The sequence below is a fragment of the Cellulophaga sp. BC115SP genome (genome assembly GCF_009905545.1).
Lineage (GTDB): Bacteria > Bacteroidota > Bacteroidia > Cytophagales > Spirosomataceae > Flectobacillus > Flectobacillus rivi.
The window spans coordinates 111,183-133,388 of the sequence record NZ_JAAALB010000005.1 but is presented as its reverse complement, the minus strand read 5'-3'; the positions used below and the strand labels follow the sequence as shown (position 1 = coordinate 133,388).

Here is a 22,206-nt window from a genome sequence, read left to right as displayed (position 1 = left end):
AAGTTTTATAAGAACTTGAAATTATAGGTCAACGAAACAAATGGTGCACCAAACACACTTAGCTCATACGGGCGTACGCCATAGGCAACAGGCTTGAAAAATACCGAATAGGCGTTTTGTCGTGCATAAATATTATACACGGTAAATGTCCAACTACCTTCCCAACGTTTTTCTTTTAGAGATGGGTTGGTAATCGTCCACGAAAAGTCTAAACGGTGATAATCAGAAATACGAGAATTGTTACGAGCAATATATACGGGATACCTTTGATTATCAATTTGGAACAAACCTACAGGCGATGAAACAGGGCGACCTGTTTGATAAGCAAATGTAAAGGAGAAGCTATGGTGTTTTGACGGCTGAATATTGACCAACATATTAAAATTATGAGGTTTATCATAATTCGAAGGAAACCAATCGCCACTACTAATCTGCTGAACACTTGGAAAATCGCCTAGCATTTGTTGCAAACTTCTTGCGTAAGTATAGCTCAACCAACCGTTTACCTCGCCTCTTCTTTTAGTCAGCATTAACTCTAAACCGTAGGCCTTTCCTTTTCCAGATATTATTTGAGTTTCGAGGTTTTTATTTAATTGCAAATTTGCGCCTGAAACATAATCCAAAATATGTTGTGCATTTCGGTAATACCCTTCAGCTGAAAGCTCCCAAATATCATCTTTAAATGAGTGGAAACCACCAATCGTATAAAAATCGCTGAACTGCGGCTTTACGTATTCGTCTGCCAATTTCCAACGAGCAGTAGGTAAAGGAGTGGTATTATTGGAAATAAGTTGGAAAAACTGTTGCATTCTGTTATAACCCAACTTCAAAGTATTTTTCTCGTCGATAGAATATTTCATCGTCAATCTAGGCTCGAAACCGCCGTAAGATTTCATTACTTCTCCACTTCCGTAGGTTCTAGTACTAACGATTGTGTTTAAAGATTTGGGTTCGGTGGTCAAATAAGTATTTACGGTTCCTGCTCCCAAAGCCAAATAATGGGCATATCGCAAGCCTGCCTGAATGGTCAATTTGTTATTAAACTTGTACTCATCATCGACAAATATCCCAAATTCCATTCCTTGTTCTTTAGGTATTTCTACCGCGGCAATACGTGATTTCACGTCCTTATTCAAACTTCCTGGCTGAATATCGTAACGAATACCACTGATACCGAAGTTAATCTTCTGTTTTTCATCGGGCAAATAATCCCATTGAGCCTTCAGGTTATTGTAAAAAACCTGATTGCGCAAGTCAATGTTATTCACTGAGTCAGGAGCATAAGTTCGAGTTTTGTACAAACTGGTAACTCCCACAATCTCCATACTTAATTTTGGACCAAAATAATGACTCCAATGAATAGAAGCATTTTGATGTCCATAGTCAAACTGAGTTTTCGAGGCAATAACATTCTCAAGACTAAAAAGCGAGTCTACCTGATAATAATCCTTACTCAAATAGGCTGACAATGTAATCGTATTATTCTTATTAGGACGATAAAATACCTTTGAGGCAAAATCATAAAAATTTGCCTTTGTACCTTTCATATTATCTGGAGCTAACCACTTAAATAAGAAGTCGTTGAAGGAAACTCTACCAGCTACCAACACAGAGAGTTTTTCTTTTACAATAGGTATTTCAGCCATCGCTCGGTTGGAGACTAAACCTATACCACCAGATAATTTAAATTTCTCAGTACTCGGCTCTGTCACCTTGATATCCAATACTGCTGCACTACGCCCACCAAATCTGGCAGGGATACCTCCTTTATAAAGTTCTAACTCACGAATTGCGTCGGATGCAAATACCGAAAACAAACCAAACAAGTGGGTAGGGTTGAAAATGGGCATATCGTCAATGTAAATCAAATTCTGATCTACATTGCCTCCACGAATATTAACACCATTTGATCCTTCTCCAACTGAGGAAACCCCAGGAAGCGTTTGGATTGAGCGAATAATATCAATTTCACCCATCATGGCAGGAAGTTTTTTGATACCCTTAATATTGAGAAGGGTTACTCCGAGCGAAGGGGTTTGAATATCCTTTCGAATAGCTTGACTCGACACAATTACCTCCTCTAAGGTTTTGCTGATTTCATCAAGTTGGATGGAGAGTTGGACATTTTTGGTGAGTACCACCCGTGTTCTAAAGGGTTTGTAACCTACTGCACTTACTTTGACTACATATTCGCCATTGGGCAAATACAGTTTAAATACCCCTAAAGAATCGCTTATAAACCCAGATTTTTTGAAATCAAGCGAGACACTTGCGTTAGCGATAGGCTCTCCCGTGCGTGAATCGGTTACTTTCCCGCCGATTTCGAGGAGGTTAGTCAAAGTCTTATTTTGGGCATAACAGGAGTTTGAACTTTCTACGGCTACCAATAGCAATAGAATTTTCAGCAATAATGCTGTTTTACGTAGTTGTTGAATCATGTAAATAAGTGTTTGAGGAAAGACAATCGTCTCATTGTTGGTAAAAACGGCAAGATAAGTAATTTTCCTCATTTGCTGCCCTGATTCTATACCAACGGTAACAGTGCTACGATAAGGCAGGCGATTTTATCTACTAGCAGAATAATGGAAGGATGAGCATTTCATTAAAATAAAATTTATGTAGTCGCAACCCTTGAGGTTGCCATTTTGAATGCGGCAACTGCAAGAGTTGCGACTACATAAAAAATACTAATAACATTAATTGTGCTTCAAATTTCGAAATTTGAAGGGTTTAGCCATTCCTTATAAAACAGCCAGTACTTCATTGGCATGAGCGAACTGATAAAAATTTTCGTGTTCGACCTTATGCTCGACCGTTTCATGTGCCCAAGTGGTGTGATAAGGCACATGTACGCCTATTCCTCCCAATTTTAGTACTGGCAAAACATCTGACTTCAAAGAATTTCCTATCATCATAAACTCCTCAGGTGCTATGTCCAAATGTCGAATCAATTTTTGATAGTCAGCCTCTTGTTTGTCAGACATGATTTCTATATGGTGGAAATATTTTTCCAAACCCGATTTCTTGAGTTTTCGTTCTTGGTCAAGCAAATCTCCCTTGGTGGCCACGACCAAGCGATATTTCCCTTGAAGTTGTTGTAATACTTCTTCTACTCCATCAAGAAGCTCAATAGGTTTTTCAAGCATTTCTTTTCCCAATTCCAAAATCTTTTGAATAGCCTCTATCGATAAGGTTTTACCCGAAATATGCAGCGCGGCTTCTATCATACTCAAAATGTAGCCTTTTACTCCGTAACCATAAAGCGATAGATTGGCAATTTCGATTTTGAGCAATTCCCTAGAAATGGTGTGTTGTGGATGATAATCTTCCATCATTTCACAAAATTTCTTTTCCACTTCTTGAAAATAGGGTTCATTCACCCATAAGGTATCGTCAGCATCAAAAGCAATAACTTTTAGTTTATTCATTTCTTAGAAAATAAAAATGGATGGTTTTTCTAACAAATATACAAGAGAGGTTGTACTTTATAATTTTTTCAAAGAAAACCGTGGCTTTGAGGCTACCCTCATATCCAACGTTATATCATATTTGCCTGTTTCTTTTATTTTGATGTTGTATCCATCATAACATAGGTTTTTGTCATCGTTATTGAGCGCCAAGCTATTATTCCAATCGTTGTTTAATCGAAATCTTAATTCTCCCGCATTTAATGGATAGTTTTTGAGATAAAATAGATTGGGATTACCCTTTTTAGTTTGCATCACAATATCTTTTCCATCCCAACCGCTTGTTGTCGCCGTTCCAATAATTCCCCAAGGAAAAGTATCTGATATTTTTTCTGCGGTTTTAACGCCTCTTAAATTAGTAACAGTAAGGGCTTTTATTTTGCCAAATTGGTCAGTTTTGAAGTTAAAAGTAAAACTATCAACCAATTTGTATAAAGTTTTTGTCACTGGAATCAGCGGAACTCGTGGAAGTATACTTCCATTAAATACCACCGTTCCATCTACTATTCTTACGTAAAAAGTCCCTTCTTTTGAAGAGTATATCCCTTCTATTTGGTGCAAATCGTTTTGAGTTACTTTACCTACCTCGATTTTCTTTTGCGACTTACCATATACAATACCTGTTATTTCTTCTGCGATTTTGTCTACTGGCACCATCTCTGAATTGGCTAATATGATGATAGCAATTTCTTGCTCACGGTCTCTGATAAATCTACATCTGTAACCAGGACCAAGTCCGCCGTGACCAAACAATATTTTATCAGAGTTTTGAATCCTGTACACCTCTTGTCCAAGTCCATAATGCTCTTCTAAATAAGGATTACACATATATTTGACCAAATTAGTGTCAATGATTTTACCTGTATAAAATGCCTCACTAAATTTGTACAAATCCTCTACGGTCGAATACATGGCTCCTGCAGCATAAGGATGATCGGACTTAAAACGTAATGCTTCATTAGAATTTTCACCAACTATAAATTCATAACCGAGTGCTTTATTTTCATCTTTCAAATCATTGAAATGAAAACCGCTATGCGTCATTTGAAAAGGCTTCAGAATCATCTCGGCAATAACTTCTTCATAAGGCTGTCCCGTTACCTTTTGAATGATATATCCTAGCAGATAAAAATTCGTATTACAATAACTCCATTTGGTATCAACCGAAAAGTCGAGTGGTTTGGTCAAAAGTTGTTTTAACAGTTCTTCCTTGTTGTTTGACTCTTCAGTTTCGGGAATTCCTGAGGTATGCGACACCATATTTCTAATCGTAATACTATCTCCTTTGGTATAACTCGGAAAATACTTTGAAAGCTTATCTTCCAACGAGAGCTTACCCTGTTCTTGGAGTTTTAGAATAACAATGGTTGTAAAAACTTTCGTCGTAGAGTAAATCCTATATTTGCTATTATTGGTATTCTTTTCTTTTTTGACCGCATTCCGATAACCATAGCTTTTTTCAAAAATGACTTTTCCTTTTTCTGCCACTAATACCGAGCCGCTAAACTGGTTGATTTTTTCGTAAGAACTCAATAAATCGTCTATCACAGCATTTTTTTGAGCCAAAACAGCACTTTGACTTATCACAAAAAGTAACGCAACTAATATCTGTTTCATAAGATGATTGGTTTAAAAAGATTTAGGTTTGGGCAATAGTCTATCCTACCGCCGAAATACATTTCGGCATGGTTCAATAAAAGAATGCGATTGGATTTTACTGTGACTTTAGGTAGAAATCTACCAATAGGTTTTCAAGGGTTATCCTTTCTATTAATCAATTTTAAAAGTCAGGTTATTGTCTGCTGTTTTATCAGTATTCAAGGCATTTGTGGGAGTCAATAGCCAACTGTTTTGATTAATCACAAACTTAAAAGCATAAGTTCTACCTCTTTCAAATTGTGATTTGGGCAACTCAAGTTCATAGACATTTTTGCCTTTTGAAAGCATTTGGTAAGCTTTATTGTTCGGATTCCAATCGTTAAATGAACCAGCAACCGATATACTTTTTATTAATTTTGGGTCTAGCTTCTTGTTGTGTTGATAACTGAAAACCACTTTGTCATCAGTTAATTTATAACCATAATCTATTTTTTCGGACGATTTGGCTTCTAAATCTTGTACCATTTCGGCTACTGTCTCGTATAAATTCCCAAAGGTGTTTTCGCCAGTAATATTTACGATAATACATATCCCTATTTGTAATTCGGGGTAAACCATGAATAGCGTGTTTGTTCCAAATGCACCACCGTGTTTATAACAATACTTCCCATTTTCGGACACTCCGATTTCGTCCCAAAAATAGCCATTCCAAGATTGATCGCTATCGGAAAGGTTGCGCTGTGATTCTTGCACTATTTTGTTTTTTGTATCTAACTCAAAGGACAAAAACTTGATTAAATCGTTCATCGTTGAATTTCTGTATCCACCAGCGGCCCATAAATTAGTGTAGCTATTGGGCATTAATAAATGATTGCTGCTGTATCCATTGGCAATGTTGCTATCTACTTTCAAATTACGCTTGGTAGCATTCATTTTTGTTACAGCAAAAAAGTATTCGTTTAAAAGCGTTTCAAAGTTTTTATGATACACTTTCTCTAAAATAAGCGCCGACAATTCGAGGCTTGTATTGCTGTATTTATGCTTTTTGCCAGGGATAGTATCTAATTGTATCGTTTTGAGGTCTTCCAAAAATTGTTTTTTGCTATAACTTTCATCCATTTTCTTAATGCGAAAACAAGTACTATCATCATTAATCTTTCTAATCTGACTGTTATCGGGAATTTCTCTATCAAAAGCAGTTTTAAACGAAACCAAATCTATGATTCTTACAGGAATACCTTGAAAAGCTAAATTTGGATATGACCCATCGAGGTATTTTCTGATGTCATCGTCAAGCTTGACTTTCTTTTCCAAAACAGCTTTTGCCATTAAATGCCCAGTCATCACTTTTGTCACAGAGGCGACATCAAAACTTGTTTGGTTATCAGCTTTATTACCTATCCCTTTATCGAGTTCCCCGTAATGTTTTGTATAAACTTTTCCGTCTTTTATGAGCCCGATAGACACTGAATAGGCTTTTGACTTTCTGAGCAAATTATCGGCATTATTGTCTAAAATCGTGTAAACTCCATTATTTAAACTATTTTGTTGCTGGGCAAACAGCGTAGTGCTTAAAAATGTAAATAAAAAAAGAAAGGGTGAAGAATATAGCCTTGCCCACTGAAGCATTATGATTATTGGTTTCATAAATTGAAATGTTTAAAATGTTTTAGGTTTGTTTCTAATTTGTATTGATTGAAAATGAGAAGAATAAAGAGGTTTATTTAATTTCTTTAAAATGTAATACCTCAAATTCAGGCAATAGCATTCCATCCACTGAATTTGAGATTCAAATGCTTACAATTGACCATCAAATAGAGAAATTTATCTCAATTTAGCCTTGGCTTCAGCCCAAGCCTCCTCGTAACTGGCACCAATGGCAATTTCTTTGGATTTGATTTCTACAGCGTTTTTGGCTATTTTTTCTATTTTATCGAGCGCAATCAAATACGAACGATGTATACGTAGGAATAAGTTTGTGGGTAACAACTCAGACATTTCATTGAGGGTCATTCTTACAACCAATCTTCTTTCTGTCAAAATCACATTGAGATAATTTCCCTCGGCTTCGATATAATGGATTTCGTCAAGAAAAACTTTTTCTTCATGATATCCCGTCTTCAGAAATATGGATTCGGGAGCAGTTTTAGCAGATTTCTGAATGACTTCACTAGCTTTGTTACAAGCTTTCAAGAATCTTGGAAAAGAGAAAGGCTTTAAAAGATAATCTAACGCATCTACTTCAAAGCCCTGAACAGCATACTCTGAATAAGCAGTGGTAAATACCACAAAAGGTTTAGAGGTTAAACTAGAAAGCAGCTCCAAGCCCGTAATATCGGGCATTCGTATATCCAAAAATATCAAATCCACCTGATTGGTTCTCAAATAATCTAAGGCTTCAAAAGCATTGGTAAACATCGCTTTTAGTTCTAAAAACGGCACTTTTTCTGCATGAATTTGAATTACCTCTAGGGCTTTGGGTTCGTCGTCGATGGCGATAGCTTGGATAGCTTGGTTCATACTTATTGGGTTTGGAACGGTAAATAATTGATTTGCAAAGAAACAAAATATTCATGCGAATTCGACTGAATATCTAACCTATGGCGATTAGGATAAATCATCTGTAGGCGTTTTTTCAAATTATCCAGCCCAATACCTGAAGCTTTTTCAGTATCCAAGCCTTGTCGAACATGCATCGAATTATGAACCTTGCAATACAAATAGGTATCATCAAAAGTAATCGTAATATATATCCACGAGGGATTTCTCAGACTTACCCCATGCTTAAAAGCATTTTCGACTAGGGGATTAATCAACATAGGCGCTATCCAAATTTCTTTTTCTTGAGGCTGGATAATGACTTTTATATCTATCGAGAAATTTTGGTCCAGACGGAGTTTTTGTAAGCTAATATAGTTTTCAAGGTATTCTATTTCTTTGACTAATGAAATCTTATCTTGGTTGTTGTCATGCAACATAAACCGCATCATATCCCCCAGTTTTTGAATTCCGGTAGAAGTATCCTCCGCCTTTTCACGTAATGCTACGGCATACAAAGTATTGAGAGCATTAAACAAAAAGTGAGGATTGACTTGTGCTTTCAAAGAAGCTAGCTCTGTGGATTTATGAACAATCTGGTTGGTGAGTGTCGTTCGGGTATAATCAATATATGAACGAATCACCGCGGAGATATACCCTATTCCAGCAGCCAAGGTAAATACGGCCTCCAAGTCAAAGATATCACGAGGAATATGTTTATAAATAACTGCGTAAGATACCATGCAAAACACCACATAGGCTAATCCTCCAAATATAAACACCAAAACTCCCTTGGCAGTCTTAATTGATTGTGGAATCAGCACAAAAGGAAACAGCCCATAGTACGCCAACCCGTGAAACAAGATAGCTCCAAAAGCAATGGAAGCCCAGTATGCTGGTTGTGGAGGATGTATCACTACATTGCCAATAGAACCAACTGATACCCAGAATATCCCTGTTAGCACCCAAATGGCCGCCACACATACATAGGCACCAACATTGGCTTGGTCGGTTTTTTCAATGGCTTTCTTTTCCAAATGATATACCAATAACATTCCCAGCTCGTAGGCAAGTAACACAAAACACGCATTGAGAAAACTATTGAAGACAAACCATTTTCGATAGATAGATTCAGTCGCAAAGCCCGAAACATGATCTAACTCCTCCTTCTCTATGCGCCAGTTGAGCTTAAAAAAATGGTATGACCAAACACTGAGAAATGTAAGTAACAATACGCCTGCCAACATTAAAATGACCGTTGTATTAAACTCTTTTTTCACAATTTTAGGAACGGTAAAAAAGTGTAACAACGTCCAAGCTCCAAAAAATAGTACCGCCGCAATAATCGTTGGCAAGTTGATATACTTAATGGTATCATACTCTCGAACAGCATCCCAGAAGGATGTATAATCCATCAGTATGTATTCGTAGTTTTGTACTTTACCAATTTCATTATCAAAATATTTTATGACCCTCGAAAGGTGTACAACATTGTATAGTACCGTAAATAGTAGTGCCAATGACCACTCTGTAATTCGTAATTTTTTCTGGATAGGATTCATGGTTTAGCCGTTTTTTCTTCAAACTTATATAATCTCATCTAAGCAATGCGACTAATGGGATGAAACTTCGTAAAAATGGGGTAAAATATGCTTTTAGCGCTTTACTAAAAGTATTAGCTGGTCGTATGAATAGGTAATCGATAAAATTCAACGTAAAATATCAACGTATAATCTTAATCAGTATGGGCTGAAAAAGTATCTCTCAGCAGATTTAATTACGGTCATTGTGATTAAAAAAAATAGACCTTTCAATCCGAATTTCAACCAAAAAATATATTCAGTACCAAATTTGAAAACTAAATACAATTCATCTGCTTTATCGCTTTCAAAATTCAGTTTAAAAATAGCGTTGCCACTTTAGCCACTTTCTTTACTTTGGAGATGGGCAAAAGAATAAAAAAATGTAGACAGCAGAAATTCGGCAATAAACGCATTTTTTATTCTTTAAAATAAATAAAAATGAAGCTCGCAAAGCTGACTAAATTTGGTGTGCAAATTTCATAGTCAGTTTCACGAGCTTCACGTTTCGATTCTAGCTTTATTTACCAAACCTTAAAAGCTTGAAGTGCAACAATTTAAACTTTTTTAAAAGGATAAAACCATTGTTTTTAATCGTAAATAATACTGCTTTTTTTATTTAAGTTGGTTCAGTGAGTAACAAACCAAATTATTCAATACTCTTTTAGACTTATTAGCATTAATTATTTCTCCTAGACGCATTTCGTAGACATATCCTGCTTTCATATCGTCTAATACCACATGTACCTTGGTTTTATCATCCGACAGAGAAATACTTTTTACTCCTATCTCTTTCACATCAAATTGCTTGGAACCATAGGCTTGGTGGTATTCATAATAAAAGCGTTTAAACTTAAAATTGGCTACATTTTGTGCACTTTCGGCATCGAGTGGCATCGAGAAGGTCAAATCAAAACCATCCTTTGTCAGGTTCATTGCCATAAGGTCTAAGTGTTTTTCTCCCTTCCATTTAATCCTTTGAATACCCCTAGCTCCTACCCAACCATGGTCGTTTTGACCAACCCACAAAGCACCGTCTGGGGCAAATGCTAAACGATTATTACCAATACGCATCTTGGCTCCTACGTTCAAAGGAATACAGGCTCCTTGCATTTTACCATTCACTTCTTCAAGCAAAAGGCGAATCATATATTTATGATCCATATCTCCAATCAACATTTGACCTCCAAATTGACCAAACTTTCCATTGGTATTGTCCAATACAGGTTGTGTGGGTGAATTAGCAAAATAACCATGTGGAAATTGTACTATTTCTTTAGTTCGCATACTATCCAATTGTACTACAGGAAGCGAAATAGGTACAACTCTTGGGAAATCCTTCTTCCAAATGAGCCCAGCAGGATGCCCATAAAACTTGCCTTCTTCTACATGAAATAGCTTACTAGTGCCCAACCAATCGCCTTGATTATCGGATACTAACAATCTACCTTGCGCATCAAATCCAAGTCCGTTTGGCGAACGGAAACCTACCGCATAAGGATGTAACTTGCCCTGCTTATCTAGTCGCATAATCCACCCACGATAATCCACACAGGCATACATACGACCTGGTCTTGACAATGAATCATAAGTACCTCGAATTTCAGGACGAATGCCTGCGCCATTCGAAGCAAGATTGAGAGCAATATATAGGTTCCCTTGTTTATCCTTGACAGGACCAAAAGCAAACTCATGGTAATTACCTGACAAGCCAAAATCATCGGTTACTTTCTGGTATAAATCTGCCTCGCCATCTCCATCAGTATCTTTAATTCTGGTTAACTCAGGTCTTTGCATAACCAGAATTTCGTTATTACTCACCACCATCAAACCCAAAGGGTCGTGAAGTCCCTCTGCGAAGCGTTTCCAAGTACGAGTCTTCGGATTATAAATCATAATTTCTCCTCTGTGGAAGCCCGCCACAAAACGACCATCTGGCAAAAAGCCAATAGAACCCGTTTCGGCAATCAATCCATCAGGCAGAGGAATATCTTCAACTTCATAATACATCGCCGCAGAATCTTTGGGCATTGATGTGTTTTGTGCAATGCCAGAAATATTTCCGAAGCTCATCAACAGACCAACCGCAGCATACTTCCATAGCTTTTGCTTCAACTCTTTCCTTTTCATGAAATAGGGCATTTTAGTTTCGTTTGATGATAATACTAAAGGTTTTAACTGTCTTTGGAATAGCAATAACCCCATTTTTAAGTTGACCTTTTTTTACTGTATAACTTACTGACTTTTGTTCAGGAAGATTAAAATACAAGGTTTGTGTTCTTTCTCCCAACACAAATACCCTTGTGATTGTCTGAGCACTCTCATTCCATACAAGCGTTTCAGCTACCTTTATACCATCCAAGGTGTATTCAAAGGTGGGTAAGCGCTTTTTGAGTTTGTACCCTTTGAAATCTACCTTCGGCAATGACTTTTTTGTACCAATCGTAAAAGGAAATTGCTTTTCACGCCAATAAATTTCACCTTCCACTTTTGTAAGCTTACTTCCATTACCTTTCCATTGTTCGGCATTATCTACAAATCCTCCTGTCCAGATGTAACGCAGGTAACACTTGCCCGCATCCCAACAATAGGACTCCGTTGGAGTTAGCGCCACTGCAATTGCTGCTGGACTAGCCTCTGGCATAAACGTACGATAGAGCATTGGGAACTCGATGGGATATGGATGGGGTGAGCTAGGCATTCCATGACCATGGTGGGCATGCTCATTGCCTGTGCCTGAGCGCTGAGATTCAGGAATATTGGTATCCTTTTCGAAAGGCGGAATATAGGATTGTCCCACATAAATAACACCAAACATCACATAGCCATGTCCCGGGTAAGTACATACATAAGGATATTGACCAGCTTTATCAAGCACAAACGAAATAGTTTCCATGTTGCCAGGTTCTACAATTTTTGTACTGGCTATCACCAATGGAGAAGTTGGAACATAATTCATTTTGGCACCACGTTCTGCTAGCTTGGCGGCTTCTTCGACCACTTTTAATCGAGAGCTTGGTTTGGTCAATACAAAATTATGTGCCATATCATCATGATTGTCCAAAATAAGCGTAACACGCGTGTTTGGCTTCAGTATCAACCGTGGGGTATCGAATTGCAAACCGCCGAGTACTTTTATCGTTATAGTGGTATCTGACAATACTTGGGCTTCAGTCGCTAATGGAATGCTAGCCAAAAGTATCATTCCTGAAAGCACGTGTTTCAAGCGGTAAAATACTTGTTTCAATTTGAGAGTCATTGAATACTTTGTTTTTGAGAAAAACGGGTAAAGTCGTTTATTGAATTAGACAAAAGTTGTCAAAAAAATTTTCTGCCTAATTCAATAAAGACAGCAATCTGTAAAATTTACCTACATTAACATATTAGAATTTCTATATAAAATCTCTAAATCTTACTGATTCAAAGCATACATGGCAAAGGAACCTAACCAGTGATCACCTCCATAATTACCGTTAGCAATGTTAGGTAGTGTCTTTTGTAAGAACATAACAGCAGTTTCTTGAAATTGTTTTTTGCGAGGATCAGAGGCAGGTAACTGTTTGGCAATACCTTGTAAACACCACGCCTTACTCAAAGACAAACCATCCAAATGTACAATTGAATAATCTGAGCGGTCACTTACAACAGGTAATTGTAACACATTTTTCAAACCTTCAGGAGTATAAAATTGGTTAAACCAAGTACTAAATTCTTTATTGGGTAATACTCTGCGCATCAAATCTGCAATTTCTAAACTAGGAGATAGAAAATCCGTTCCATCTGGTTCGAGAATGGCAGCAACTGCCTTATTTTTTAAATAGTAATCCTTACTACGCTGTACCAGCAAACTTTCAAACTCTGTATTTTTCGTAGCTCGTGCCCAATCCAAGGCAAATACCATCCCAAAAGCAGTGTTTGGATGCACACCTGTACGATTGGGATAGGTCTGCTTTGGTAAATAGTCTTTCCAACGTTGTACGATAATCTGAGTCAATGGCTGTAAATTTTTGTGCCACTTCTTCGCTAAAGGACTATCCCAAGCCAATAATTCCTCATCGAGTTTTAGTAACCAAGCCCAGCCGTAGGTTCTTTCAAATCCCTTTGCAAGTTTATATTTGGTAAAATAATCTGCTTCAGTTTGTAAATTTTCAGGAAGAAAACTATGCTCTAGTACTTTTATAATTTGGGCAGTTTCAGGTAGATTGGGATACGATTTCAGAATTTTCACCAACATCCAATGCCCATGTACAGACGAATGCCAGTCCAAACAGCCATAAAACGATGGATGCAATTGCTTGGGACTCAAAACTACTTCTTCTGAAGTTTCAATAGTGTGATTAGGTTTATTCGGAAATTCGGTTTCGATACAATGTAGCGGCAACTGCGCCAAGAAAGACACTCCTGCTTGTGTTAGTTCTACCTTTTTACCATCCTTTGATAAATTGATATAAGGATTTTGCTGTGCGAAACCAGACAAGCTGCCTGCAAGTAACAAGCCAAGTAATATTTTTTTAGTGTTCATTATAAAAAGTTTTAGAAATGCTAGAAGTGTTTTTTACAAAAATGTAGAAGAATACATTGGCATTTATCTTGCTTTGGGCTGTAATTATCCGAAAGCCAGTATAGTACAAAAGCATATTTTCATTAGCAATTTAATACAAATAAAGGTCAGGACATTGCAGCATTACAACGTCCTGACCTTTATATCAAATTTTCAAATTCTGTTTACTGGTTAGCAATAGCCATTTTTATATTTTTTTGAAATTCGGAAGGCGTTAATCCTGTATGCTTTTTAAATACGGTAAAAAATGTACTTTTTGCATTAAAACCACAGTCTTTCGAAATTCCTTCGATACTATAGTTTTGATATTCATCATCGCTCAATCGACGTTTTACCTCTTCTATTCTAAGTGAATTAATATAGTCACTAAAATTCATTCCATAATGTACTCGCATCATATTCGAAATTTGATAGGCGGGTAAATTAGTCTCGTAGGCAACATCATTCAATGAATATTTGGCCCTTAAATATGGCTTATGAAGATTAATATAGGTCTCAAAGTTATTGATAACTTCAGGCTCAATTTCAACTGTTTCTAACACGTGAGGTTCACTTTCATTGACAGAATAATCAAATACTTCTTCATAAACTGACCACATTTTTCCAATTTCACGTCGATTAATCCAGATAAAACCACAAAGGGTGTAAAAAAACACACTGTGTATAATGATCACTTGCGTAAAGATGCCTTTGAAAGCTGATACCCCCAGATTATTTATAATAACGCCAAAATAAGCTATTTTAAGTATAAATAAAGCTGTCACCATAACTGCAACAAAGATACTCCATTTAAAATGCCCCAAAGGAGTATTCGGGTTCTGCTTAAATCTTTGTGCAATTATACGCCATATAAGCAGTCCATACCCCATAAATAACACCCCTAACAGAAAATCACGAACATCATTACCTAGTAACCCTTCATGCCCTACAAATAAATTGGCAGGATTTTCTTTGATTGATTTCAAAATATCCACTTTTTGTTCAAAAGGTAGTATATAATAGGGTACCAATTCTAGGAAAATAAGCACAACAGGGATTCCATGTGCTAAGTCTTGACGCTTTAATTTTAGGGTAGGATCGTTGATTTGTCGTACATATAGATAGGTTAATGATGGCAAAATAAAATAGATTGGCATGGCTACTCTAAAAATAGCTGCCTGAAATTCGTTAGATAAAGGACCATAAAGAATGGTATTGGCTAGCCCATTGACTGACCAAATGAAGAAAATTGCCCCTAGTATATTTTTTCCTTGGTGTGTAAACTTCGTTATTACCCAATATCCTAAAAGGCATCCAATCAAAAATGAAAATAATCCTAATCCAAAAACAAACGTTTCGAACAGATGACCCATGAGAGTTGAAATGGTTTAAAAGTAAGGTTCGAGCTATACAATAACTATTTTCAGGTAGAATGAATTGCTATTGTAGACCCTAAGGGATGCTTTGTAATTTAAAGATACCACAAAAGTTAAAAATATTTATGGATGTTCAAAATTATTAGGACGATTCTGTGATTTCTTGACAAAAGTGAATAAAACAAAAAAGTTTGAAGATAACATGATCTTCAAACTTTAAACTTTACATCCTTACTTTATATTTATCTTTAACTTGAAGCCTTTCATATTTTCAACTTGGAAGACTTAAGTATTTTTACTTATTAAAAATATACATCAAAACGAAAATCAATATTTTTACCAAAACTCACATTTCAAAACAGTTTCTTTCAGCGGTAAATTTCCTTTTTGATGTTGAACAAATTTACAAATTGGAATCACTCAAATACTAAAAAAATGGTTCAAAAAGGTTCAGAATATTAAATTCTGAACCTTTTTGAACCATTTTTCAGCATAAACTGCTACTTTTTCTTTGCTCACAACCATTATTTACTACCAAAAGGCAGTATATAGCGCTACTAAAATTCCTGAAATAAGAATTGATGAGACTACAAATGACTGACTAACTCTAAACATTTTAGACTCAATTTCGAGACCTTGTGGGTTATCTTTACTAGCAGGGTCGGTCAATGTCACCAAAATCATCAATGCCACTAAGAGTAGAAATACCCATAATGTTCTATCCAAAAATGGCATTGGCTCAACAGTCATTCCCAAGAACATCTCTGCCAAAGCTGGAATTGATTTAAAAGCAACCGATAATGGTAATGCTAAAAATGCTGCCACAATTGCTGCTTTTGATGTAGTTCTTTTCCAGAATAACCCCAAGAAAAACAGTGCAAAAGCCCCAGGTGTGATGTAGTTTGAATATTCTTGAATAAATTGATAAGCTTGCTCCAATCTACGTAACTGAGGAGTGATACATAGCGCAATAATAAATGACACTAAAACTGCCAAACGTCCTACTTTCACAGTTCTATCCTCAGATGCATCCTTGTTATAGAATTTTTTATAGATGTCTAAACTGAAAATAGTAGCGATACTGTTACATTTTCCTGCTAAAGAAGCCACAATAGCCGCAGTTAAGGCTGCAAAAGCTAACCCTTTCATACCAGCAGGCAAGAGATTCATCAAAGTCGGATATGCATGATCTGGTTTCACTTGTCCGCTCACATCGAGCATTTCTTGCTGAAATTCACCATTTTGGAACAAAACATACGCCGCAATTCCAGGAATAACAACTATCAGTGGCATTAACAGCTTCATAAATGCCGCAAAAATAATACCTCCACGAGCTGTATTAAGGTCTGCACCCAGCGTACGTTGAATAATATACTGATTACAGCCCCAATAGTTGAAGTTATTAATCCACATACCACCTATCAAGATAGATAACCCTGGCAATTCATAATAATGTGGGTCACCTTTTGAGAAAATCATGTGAAAATGACTATCTGCTTGTTTTTGCAAAATACCCAAAGCATCAACTACTCCGTTGCCATTGAATTTTTCAGAAACCATATTCAACGCTAAGTAAGTGGTGGCCAAACCGCCAAGCACTAACACAACTACCTGAATTACATCGGTATAACCAATTACCTTCATACCTCCTAAGGTGATAAAAACGGCAAATACAGCAAGCCCAAACATACAATAGTAAAAAGGAATCCCAGAGATGGTTTCGACAGCCAATGCCCCTAAGTACAAGATTGATGTTAAATTGACAAAAACATAAAGTAACAGCCAAAAAACAGCCATTATCGTAGCAACAGTGTCATTATACCTTGTGGAAAGAAATTGGGGCATGGTATAAATCTTATTTTTCAGATAAACTGGAATAAAAAATATTGCCACCAAAATTAAAGTTGCAGCTGACATCCATTCATACGAAGAAATAGCTAGTCCAATGGCGAAACCAGAACCAGACATACCAATAAAATGTTCTGCGGAGATGTTCGATGCAATTAGTGAAGCGCCTATCGCCCACCAAGTTAGGGAGCCTTCAGCAAGAAAAAAATCTTTGGTTTTGGAAGAAGTGCCTTGCTTTTTTTTGAAAACCCAAATGCCGTAGCTAATTACTACAATAAAATAGACAAAAAATACTAAATAATCTGCGGTTTGCAGTTGTTTCATGATTGTTATAGTTAATTGGGGATTAAAGATAGAATTATTCTTATGTAAAATATGAAATTTTACACCATTTTCCAATTAAAGACAACAAGTACCCTCTTATAATCAAAAATGTGTCATTCTTTTGATAAATTTTATCTCAGAATGACACATTTAATTTATAATTAGTTAATTTAAAACAAATTACAACACTTTATCTCAACTACTTTTGTAGATATACTTTTCCTTCTTTCATCACAAACTTTATTTTCTTTTCTAAAACTGTAATATCTTGTTCTGGATTTCCTTCAACAGCAACAATATCTGCCCATTTTCCTTGAGCAATCGAGCCAAGTTTGGCCTTCACTCCTATCAAGTCTGCTGCGTTAATTGTGGCAGCTTGAATAGCTTGAGCTGGCGACAACCCAAATTTTACCATGTAAAAGAACTGTTTTCCATTATTACCATGTGGATACACTCCAGCGTCGGTTCCATAGGCGATCTTCACACCAGCTTTGGCGGCTTTCTGAAAACTTTCTCTTTGAGTTTTTCCAACCGTTCTTTCTTTTTCAATGAGTTTTTCAGGATAACCTAATTTGGCAAATTCTGAGAGAATATAATCATCGTTATAAATGTCAGCGACCAAATAAGTCCCTTTTTGTTTCATCAACTCAATTGCCTCCTCATCCAAGAAACTTCCATGTTCAATGGATGCTACTCCTGCCTTAATGGCCATTTTGATTCCTGTGGTTCCATGCGCATGCGCAGCCACTTTTTTATCCCACATAGCTGCCTCCGCAACTAATGCATTCATTTCTTCTTGTGAATATTGTGGTGCTCCAACCGACTCCTCTTCTGACAATACACCAGCTGTAGCGGTAAATTTGATTAAATCAGCCCCATATTTGATATTATAGCGTACTTGTTTGCGAATCTCATCGATACCATCGGCAACACCTGAAATGGCTTTAAATGAAAGATATGGAGAAAATCCACTTATATCTGCATGTCCACCAGTTGCGCCAATAATAGGCCCTGAAACAAATAAGCGTGGACCAGCAATATGCCCAGCATTAATAGAACGTTTTAAAGCTACATCTATCAATTCTGGTGCGCCCACATCACGACAAGTAGTAAAACCTGCCTCTAAGGTCTTTCTCGCAAAAATGTGTGCTTCAACCGCATAATCAATTGGCGATTTGCGAAACAAATCCTCCATATAATTATCTGGCTGCGAGGTAATATGTGTATGACAATCGATAAATCCTGGTAATACTGTGGCTTTGGATAAATCAATTATCTTAGCTTGAGCAGGATATTTAAGATTTGTCCCTACCGACTGAATGATATTCCCTTTAACTATGATCGTTTGATTTTCGAGAAAAGTACCTTTCTCACTATCAAACATACGTCCTGCTTTGATTACAATTAATGAATCGGATGTTTGAGCGAAAACAGCTCCATGTAATAAAAGACCAACTAGTAGCGTCCAGATTTTTTTCATAAAGAAATGTGTTGATGAAAAATTGATTTAAGCAAAGGTAAGTATTATTTGGCTATCGGCTATCAGCTATTAGAATTTGACGAAACTCTTAAAAATAAAAAACTCCAATCCCGCAAAAGCAGCATTGGAGTTAACAACAGAGATTGTTTTTCTACCAAAATTTTAAACCTGACAAACGGCTCACTTCAAGTTTTGCCTGTGTCATCATGTATTGATATTGTAACTGTGTCAATTGAGCCTCACGCAAAGCAGTTTGTGCAGCCTCAATTTCAACATTGGTAATTACGCCATTTTTGTAACGACTCTCAGCCAATTTCAAGGCATATTGTGCTTGAAATACGTTCTTCTCTGAAAGATCTAGTTTGTTTTTGGCAATGTTATAATCGTTCTCAGCTGCATCCAAATCACGCTTCAAAGCTTGATTGGTTGCTTCAGAAGAATATTTCAACATTTCTTTACTCAATTTCGCCATTTCTGTCGAATAAGCTCCACGACCTCCTGCATAAATAGGAATAGTCATTTTTAAACCTAAAACTGTATTGAATTTAAAATCTTGATCGATTGGAGGTATTTCACCATTAATACGTGGCAAATAACCGTTTTTGATACCAAATTGACCTACTGCTGAAACGGTTGGAGCCATGCTCAATTGAGCAATTTTTACATCCTTGTCTGCAATCAAATCCTTTTCTTTGATATTTTGTAAATCAACATTATTTGTTTGTGCTTGTTCAAACGCTGCGGCAACGGTCAAATCAGCCCAAGATGCCGAAAAATCTGCATCTGTCGGAACCATTACTCGTGCATCAGCTCCAATCAATGAACTCAAATAAATCAACTGGCGGTCTAATTGTCCTTGTAAGTCAGTCAATCTCGTTTCAGCATTTTTATAACGAACTTGAATCGATACTCGATCGTAATCCAAAGCATCGCCTTGTTTCAAACGATCAGAGATGAGTTTTTCGTTATTAGCAACTAATTTCAACTGCTCTTTTTGTACTTCAATTGCTTTTTGTAGATACACAATTCCGTAGTACAAATTAGCGACTTGATAAGCATAATTTTGTTTCAAACCCTCTACATTGTTTTTAGAAAGGTTGGTTTCTAACTTTGCTTTTTCAATGGCTAACGCTTGTTTACCCCAATCGGCAATCGTATAATTGGCACCAACATTGGCATTGTAGTTCATATTCGGCTGAAAACGCAACTCTGTGGAAGTTGAACCAAAGGCAAAACTTGCCTTGGCAACTGGGTCAACACGCGTTACACTTAATTCAGATTGAACTTGTGGTTTTAATGCTGCTTCTTGAATTTTTGTTTTATAATCTCCAATCGAAATCAATTGTTGTTGTTCTTTGATTCTTGGAGAATAATCAATAGCAGCCTTCACCAACCGACCCAAAGCGTCCGTATTTTTATCTTGTGCAAAGGTCATCTGAGCACATAGGATAAGTCCGAAAACTGTTAATTTTTTCATTATCTTCTTTAAAATTATGTCTGTTAAAATAGAGGTTAAGGAATTGGGTCATAAGACATCCGTTGCAATTTTGTCAACAGATGCCTATTCCCCGTGACCTTATGCCTGTTAATGACTATCTGCTGCGGCTTTTGCAGCGGCTGCAATTTCCTCCTTGGTTTTCTTCTTAGTTCTTAACAATAAGAGTAAGGGAAAAATAGCGACGAAAAACAACGAAACTACTCTGTAAGTATCTAAGTAAGCAAGGTAATATGCTTGTTTGGCAACTAATCCTTCTAATTGAGCATAAGCCATCTTGGTTGCACCGAAGTAATCACCTGTTTTAGAGGCAAAATTGGCAATACTACCGTTGAGGCGCTGTACAAACAAAGGATTATCCATTGTCATATTAGCCATCAAGTCCGAACGGTGTTGAGCCGCAGAGTTTGTAACGTAGTTGTTTGCTAAAGCAATACCAAAGGCTCCTCCCAGTTGACGAATCATATTAGTTAGTGCGATACCCGCAGGATATTCTCTTTGTTGCAAACCAGCTACTGCTTGGTTGATCAATGGCATTTGAAGCATAGCTACCCCTAATACACGACATACTTGCATCGGAAAGAAATCCCATTTGCCCATTTCTGGTGTGGCAGTACCACTATAGAATCCAAAGAATACAAATATGAGAATCCCGATGGCCATATATGGTAAAGGAGAATCTCCTGCTGCCATACGTCGTCCAATCACAGGGAATAGCACAACTCCAAGCATGGTTGGCGCAATTAATGACAAACCCGTTTCGAGTGGCGTAAACCCATTGATACGCTGAACCATTACTGGATACACAAATACTGAGGTAAACAAACCAAGGCCTGCCACAAAGGTAAATATGGTAGAAAGCCCAAAAACTTTGTATCTAAATATCTTCAGGTCTACAACAGGATGTTCGGTGGTTAATTCTCGCCAAACAAATCCAACTAAGCCGACAGCTGCCGATAAGCTCAAGATTACGATAGTTCTTGATTCAAACCAGTCATCTGACTCTCCTTTTTCTAATACATATTGTAGAGAACCAATACCTAGCGTGAGTAAGAAAATCCCTGGATAATCAATTACAATTTGACTTTTCTTCTGTCCTTCTCCTTCTTTTCTTTCAATATAAAGAATCGTCAAAATCGTGGCAGCAATACATATTGGAATATTTACGAAAAATATATCTTGCCATGTAAAATGTTCAACGATATATCCACCCAATGCAGGACCTAAAGTCGGTCCAAGGATAATACCCATCCCGAAAATACCTGATGCTATAGGTCTATCTTTAGGTTCGAAGGCATCAAACAAAATTGCTTGTGAGGTCGATAGCAAGGCTCCTCCCCCTACACCTTGTATAAATCTCCAAAATACTAATTCCCAAAGTCCATGAGAAGCTCCGCAGAAATAGGAAGAGACACCAAATAATAGAATAGAACCTAAGTAATATGTTTTTCGTCCGAAGTAATCTCCTAAAAATCCCGTCATTGGGATAATGATTACGTTAGCGATGGCGTAAGAAGTTACTACCCAAGCTACGTCCTCGATTGTAGCACCCAGCGAACCAGCCATCTGGTTGAGGGCTACGTTAACAATTGTGGTATCCAAAAGCTCCATCACCGCTGCCGAGATGGTGGTTATCACAATCATTGCTCTTGCTAATCCTTTAGCCGCCATAGTTAAAAATTATTTTAGTTTCGAAACTAAAGCTGAGCAATTCAAGAAGTGTTGGATATGTCTCCAATCAGTCCCTTATCATTGGTAGTCAATATCTACATGAGGCATTGTTACACTTGATATCAAATGGCTGAAGAATTACAATTATGAATTGTGAGTCTAATCTAGATTCAACAATTGACAACCGCGCAATCCCTTGCTTATTTCTTCACCTCAATTTGTCTTTAGATAAGCAAAACCCTAAATCGTGATTACTCACAAAACTTATCTAAGCCTCCACTTCTTATA

The 22,206-nt window shown here is 36.9% G+C and carries 14 protein-coding genes; all 14 read right to left on the bottom strand.

Annotated features, from left to right (window positions below; all coding sequences use genetic code 11):
* Nucleotides 1–5: 5 nt before the first annotated feature.
* The 14 genes from GVN22_RS05980 to GVN22_RS05915 all read right to left on the bottom strand — a co-directional run bounded on the left by GVN22_RS05980 (nucleotide 6) and on the right by GVN22_RS05915 (nucleotide 21,918).
* Nucleotides 6–2,438, bottom strand: coding sequence for a TonB-dependent receptor (locus GVN22_RS05980; RefSeq protein WP_166550137.1), 2,433 nt, complete (start codon nucleotides 2,436–2,438; stop codon nucleotides 6–8).
* Nucleotides 2,439–2,741: 303 nt separating this feature from the next.
* Nucleotides 2,742–3,428, bottom strand: coding sequence for an HAD family hydrolase (locus GVN22_RS05975; protein ID WP_166550136.1), 687 nt, complete (start codon nucleotides 3,426–3,428; stop codon nucleotides 2,742–2,744).
* A gap of 57 nt (nucleotides 3,429–3,485) precedes the next feature.
* Entirely contained in the window at nucleotides 3,486–5,084 is a 1,599-nt protein-coding gene (locus GVN22_RS05970) for a serine hydrolase (protein ID WP_166550135.1), read from the bottom strand.
* A 153-nt stretch (nucleotides 5,085–5,237) separates the two neighbouring features.
* A complete protein-coding gene (locus GVN22_RS05965) occupies nucleotides 5,238–6,713 on the bottom strand; it encodes a serine hydrolase (protein WP_166550134.1) in 1,476 nt (491 codons plus the stop codon).
* Between the two features lie 177 nt (nucleotides 6,714–6,890).
* Complete coding sequence (locus GVN22_RS05960) at nucleotides 6,891–7,586, bottom strand: LytTR family DNA-binding domain-containing protein (protein WP_166550133.1); 696 nt, start codon at nucleotides 7,584–7,586, stop codon at nucleotides 6,891–6,893.
* A 2-nt stretch (nucleotides 7,587–7,588) separates the two neighbouring features.
* Nucleotides 7,589–9,166, bottom strand: a complete 1,578-nt coding sequence (locus GVN22_RS05955; protein ID WP_205690800.1) for a sensor histidine kinase — start codon at nucleotides 9,164–9,166, stop codon at nucleotides 7,589–7,591.
* 633 nt (nucleotides 9,167–9,799) lie between these two features.
* Nucleotides 9,800–11,314 carry a PQQ-dependent sugar dehydrogenase gene (locus tag GVN22_RS05950; RefSeq protein ID WP_205690799.1) on the bottom strand — a complete coding sequence of 505 codons (1,515 nt, stop codon included), beginning with the start codon at nucleotides 11,312–11,314 and terminating at the stop codon, nucleotides 9,800–9,802.
* A 13-nt stretch (nucleotides 11,315–11,327) separates the two neighbouring features.
* Nucleotides 11,328–12,443 carry a plastocyanin/azurin family copper-binding protein gene (locus GVN22_RS05945; protein ID WP_166550132.1) on the bottom strand — a complete coding sequence of 372 codons (1,116 nt, stop codon included), beginning with the start codon at nucleotides 12,441–12,443 and terminating at the stop codon, nucleotides 11,328–11,330.
* Nucleotides 12,444–12,596: 153 nt separating this feature from the next.
* Nucleotides 12,597–13,706 (bottom strand): DUF2891 domain-containing protein, encoded by a 1,110-nt coding sequence (locus GVN22_RS05940; protein WP_166550131.1) that lies wholly within the window; start codon nucleotides 13,704–13,706, stop codon nucleotides 12,597–12,599.
* Nucleotides 13,707–13,909: 203 nt separating this feature from the next.
* Complete coding sequence (locus tag GVN22_RS05935) at nucleotides 13,910–15,097, bottom strand: AraC family transcriptional regulator (protein WP_166550130.1); 1,188 nt, start codon at nucleotides 15,095–15,097, stop codon at nucleotides 13,910–13,912.
* Nucleotides 15,098–15,631: 534 nt separating this feature from the next.
* A complete protein-coding gene (locus GVN22_RS05930; RefSeq protein ID WP_166550129.1) occupies nucleotides 15,632–17,272 on the bottom strand; it encodes a sodium/sugar symporter in 1,641 nt (546 codons plus the stop codon).
* Nucleotides 17,273–17,471: 199 nt separating this feature from the next.
* The gene (locus GVN22_RS05925; protein ID WP_166550128.1) at nucleotides 17,472–18,752 is read right to left on the bottom strand and encodes an amidohydrolase family protein; all 1,281 of its coding nucleotides are present in this window, start codon (nucleotides 18,750–18,752) and stop codon (nucleotides 17,472–17,474) included.
* A gap of 151 nt (nucleotides 18,753–18,903) precedes the next feature.
* Complete coding sequence (locus GVN22_RS05920; RefSeq protein ID WP_166550127.1) at nucleotides 18,904–20,229, bottom strand: TolC family protein; 1,326 nt, start codon at nucleotides 20,227–20,229, stop codon at nucleotides 18,904–18,906.
* A 108-nt stretch (nucleotides 20,230–20,337) separates the two neighbouring features.
* Nucleotides 20,338–21,918, bottom strand: a complete 1,581-nt coding sequence (locus GVN22_RS05915) for a DHA2 family efflux MFS transporter permease subunit (protein WP_166550126.1) — start codon at nucleotides 21,916–21,918, stop codon at nucleotides 20,338–20,340.
* Nucleotides 21,919–22,206 lie beyond the last annotated feature (288 nt).

What these genes read in the sequence shown, in the direction of transcription:
- GVN22_RS05980 (WP_166550137.1), bottom strand. Translation starts at nt 2,438, where the DNA reads ATGATTCAACAACTACGTAAAACAGCATTATTGCTGAAAATTCTATTG.
- GVN22_RS05975 (WP_166550136.1), bottom strand. Translation starts at nt 3,428, where the DNA reads ATGAATAAACTAAAAGTTATTGCTTTTGATGCTGACGATACCTTATGG.
- GVN22_RS05970 (WP_166550135.1), bottom strand. Translation starts at nt 5,084, where the DNA reads ATGAAACAGATATTAGTTGCGTTACTTTTTGTGATAAGTCAAAGTGCT.
- GVN22_RS05965 (WP_166550134.1), bottom strand. Translation starts at nt 6,713, where the DNA reads ATGAAACCAATAATCATAATGCTTCAGTGGGCAAGGCTATATTCTTCA.
- GVN22_RS05960 (WP_166550133.1), bottom strand. Translation starts at nt 7,586, where the DNA reads ATGAACCAAGCTATCCAAGCTATCGCCATCGACGACGAACCCAAAGCC.
- GVN22_RS05955 (WP_205690800.1), bottom strand. Translation starts at nt 9,166, where the DNA reads ATGAATCCTATCCAGAAAAAATTACGAATTACAGAGTGGTCATTGGCA.
- GVN22_RS05950 (WP_205690799.1), bottom strand. Translation starts at nt 11,314, where the DNA reads ATGAAAAGGAAAGAGTTGAAGCAAAAGCTATGGAAGTATGCTGCGGTT.
- GVN22_RS05945 (WP_166550132.1), bottom strand. Translation starts at nt 12,443, where the DNA reads ATGACTCTCAAATTGAAACAAGTATTTTACCGCTTGAAACACGTGCTT.
- GVN22_RS05940 (WP_166550131.1), bottom strand. Translation starts at nt 13,706, where the DNA reads ATGAACACTAAAAAAATATTACTTGGCTTGTTACTTGCAGGCAGCTTG.
- GVN22_RS05935 (WP_166550130.1), bottom strand. Translation starts at nt 15,097, where the DNA reads ATGGGTCATCTGTTCGAAACGTTTGTTTTTGGATTAGGATTATTTTCA.
- GVN22_RS05930 (WP_166550129.1), bottom strand. Translation starts at nt 17,272, where the DNA reads ATGAAACAACTGCAAACCGCAGATTATTTAGTATTTTTTGTCTATTTT.
- GVN22_RS05925 (WP_166550128.1), bottom strand. Translation starts at nt 18,752, where the DNA reads ATGAAAAAAATCTGGACGCTACTAGTTGGTCTTTTATTACATGGAGCT.
- GVN22_RS05920 (WP_166550127.1), bottom strand. Translation starts at nt 20,229, where the DNA reads ATGAAAAAATTAACAGTTTTCGGACTTATCCTATGTGCTCAGATGACC.
- GVN22_RS05915 (WP_166550126.1), bottom strand. Translation starts at nt 21,918, where the DNA reads ATGGCGGCTAAAGGATTAGCAAGAGCAATGATTGTGATAACCACCATC.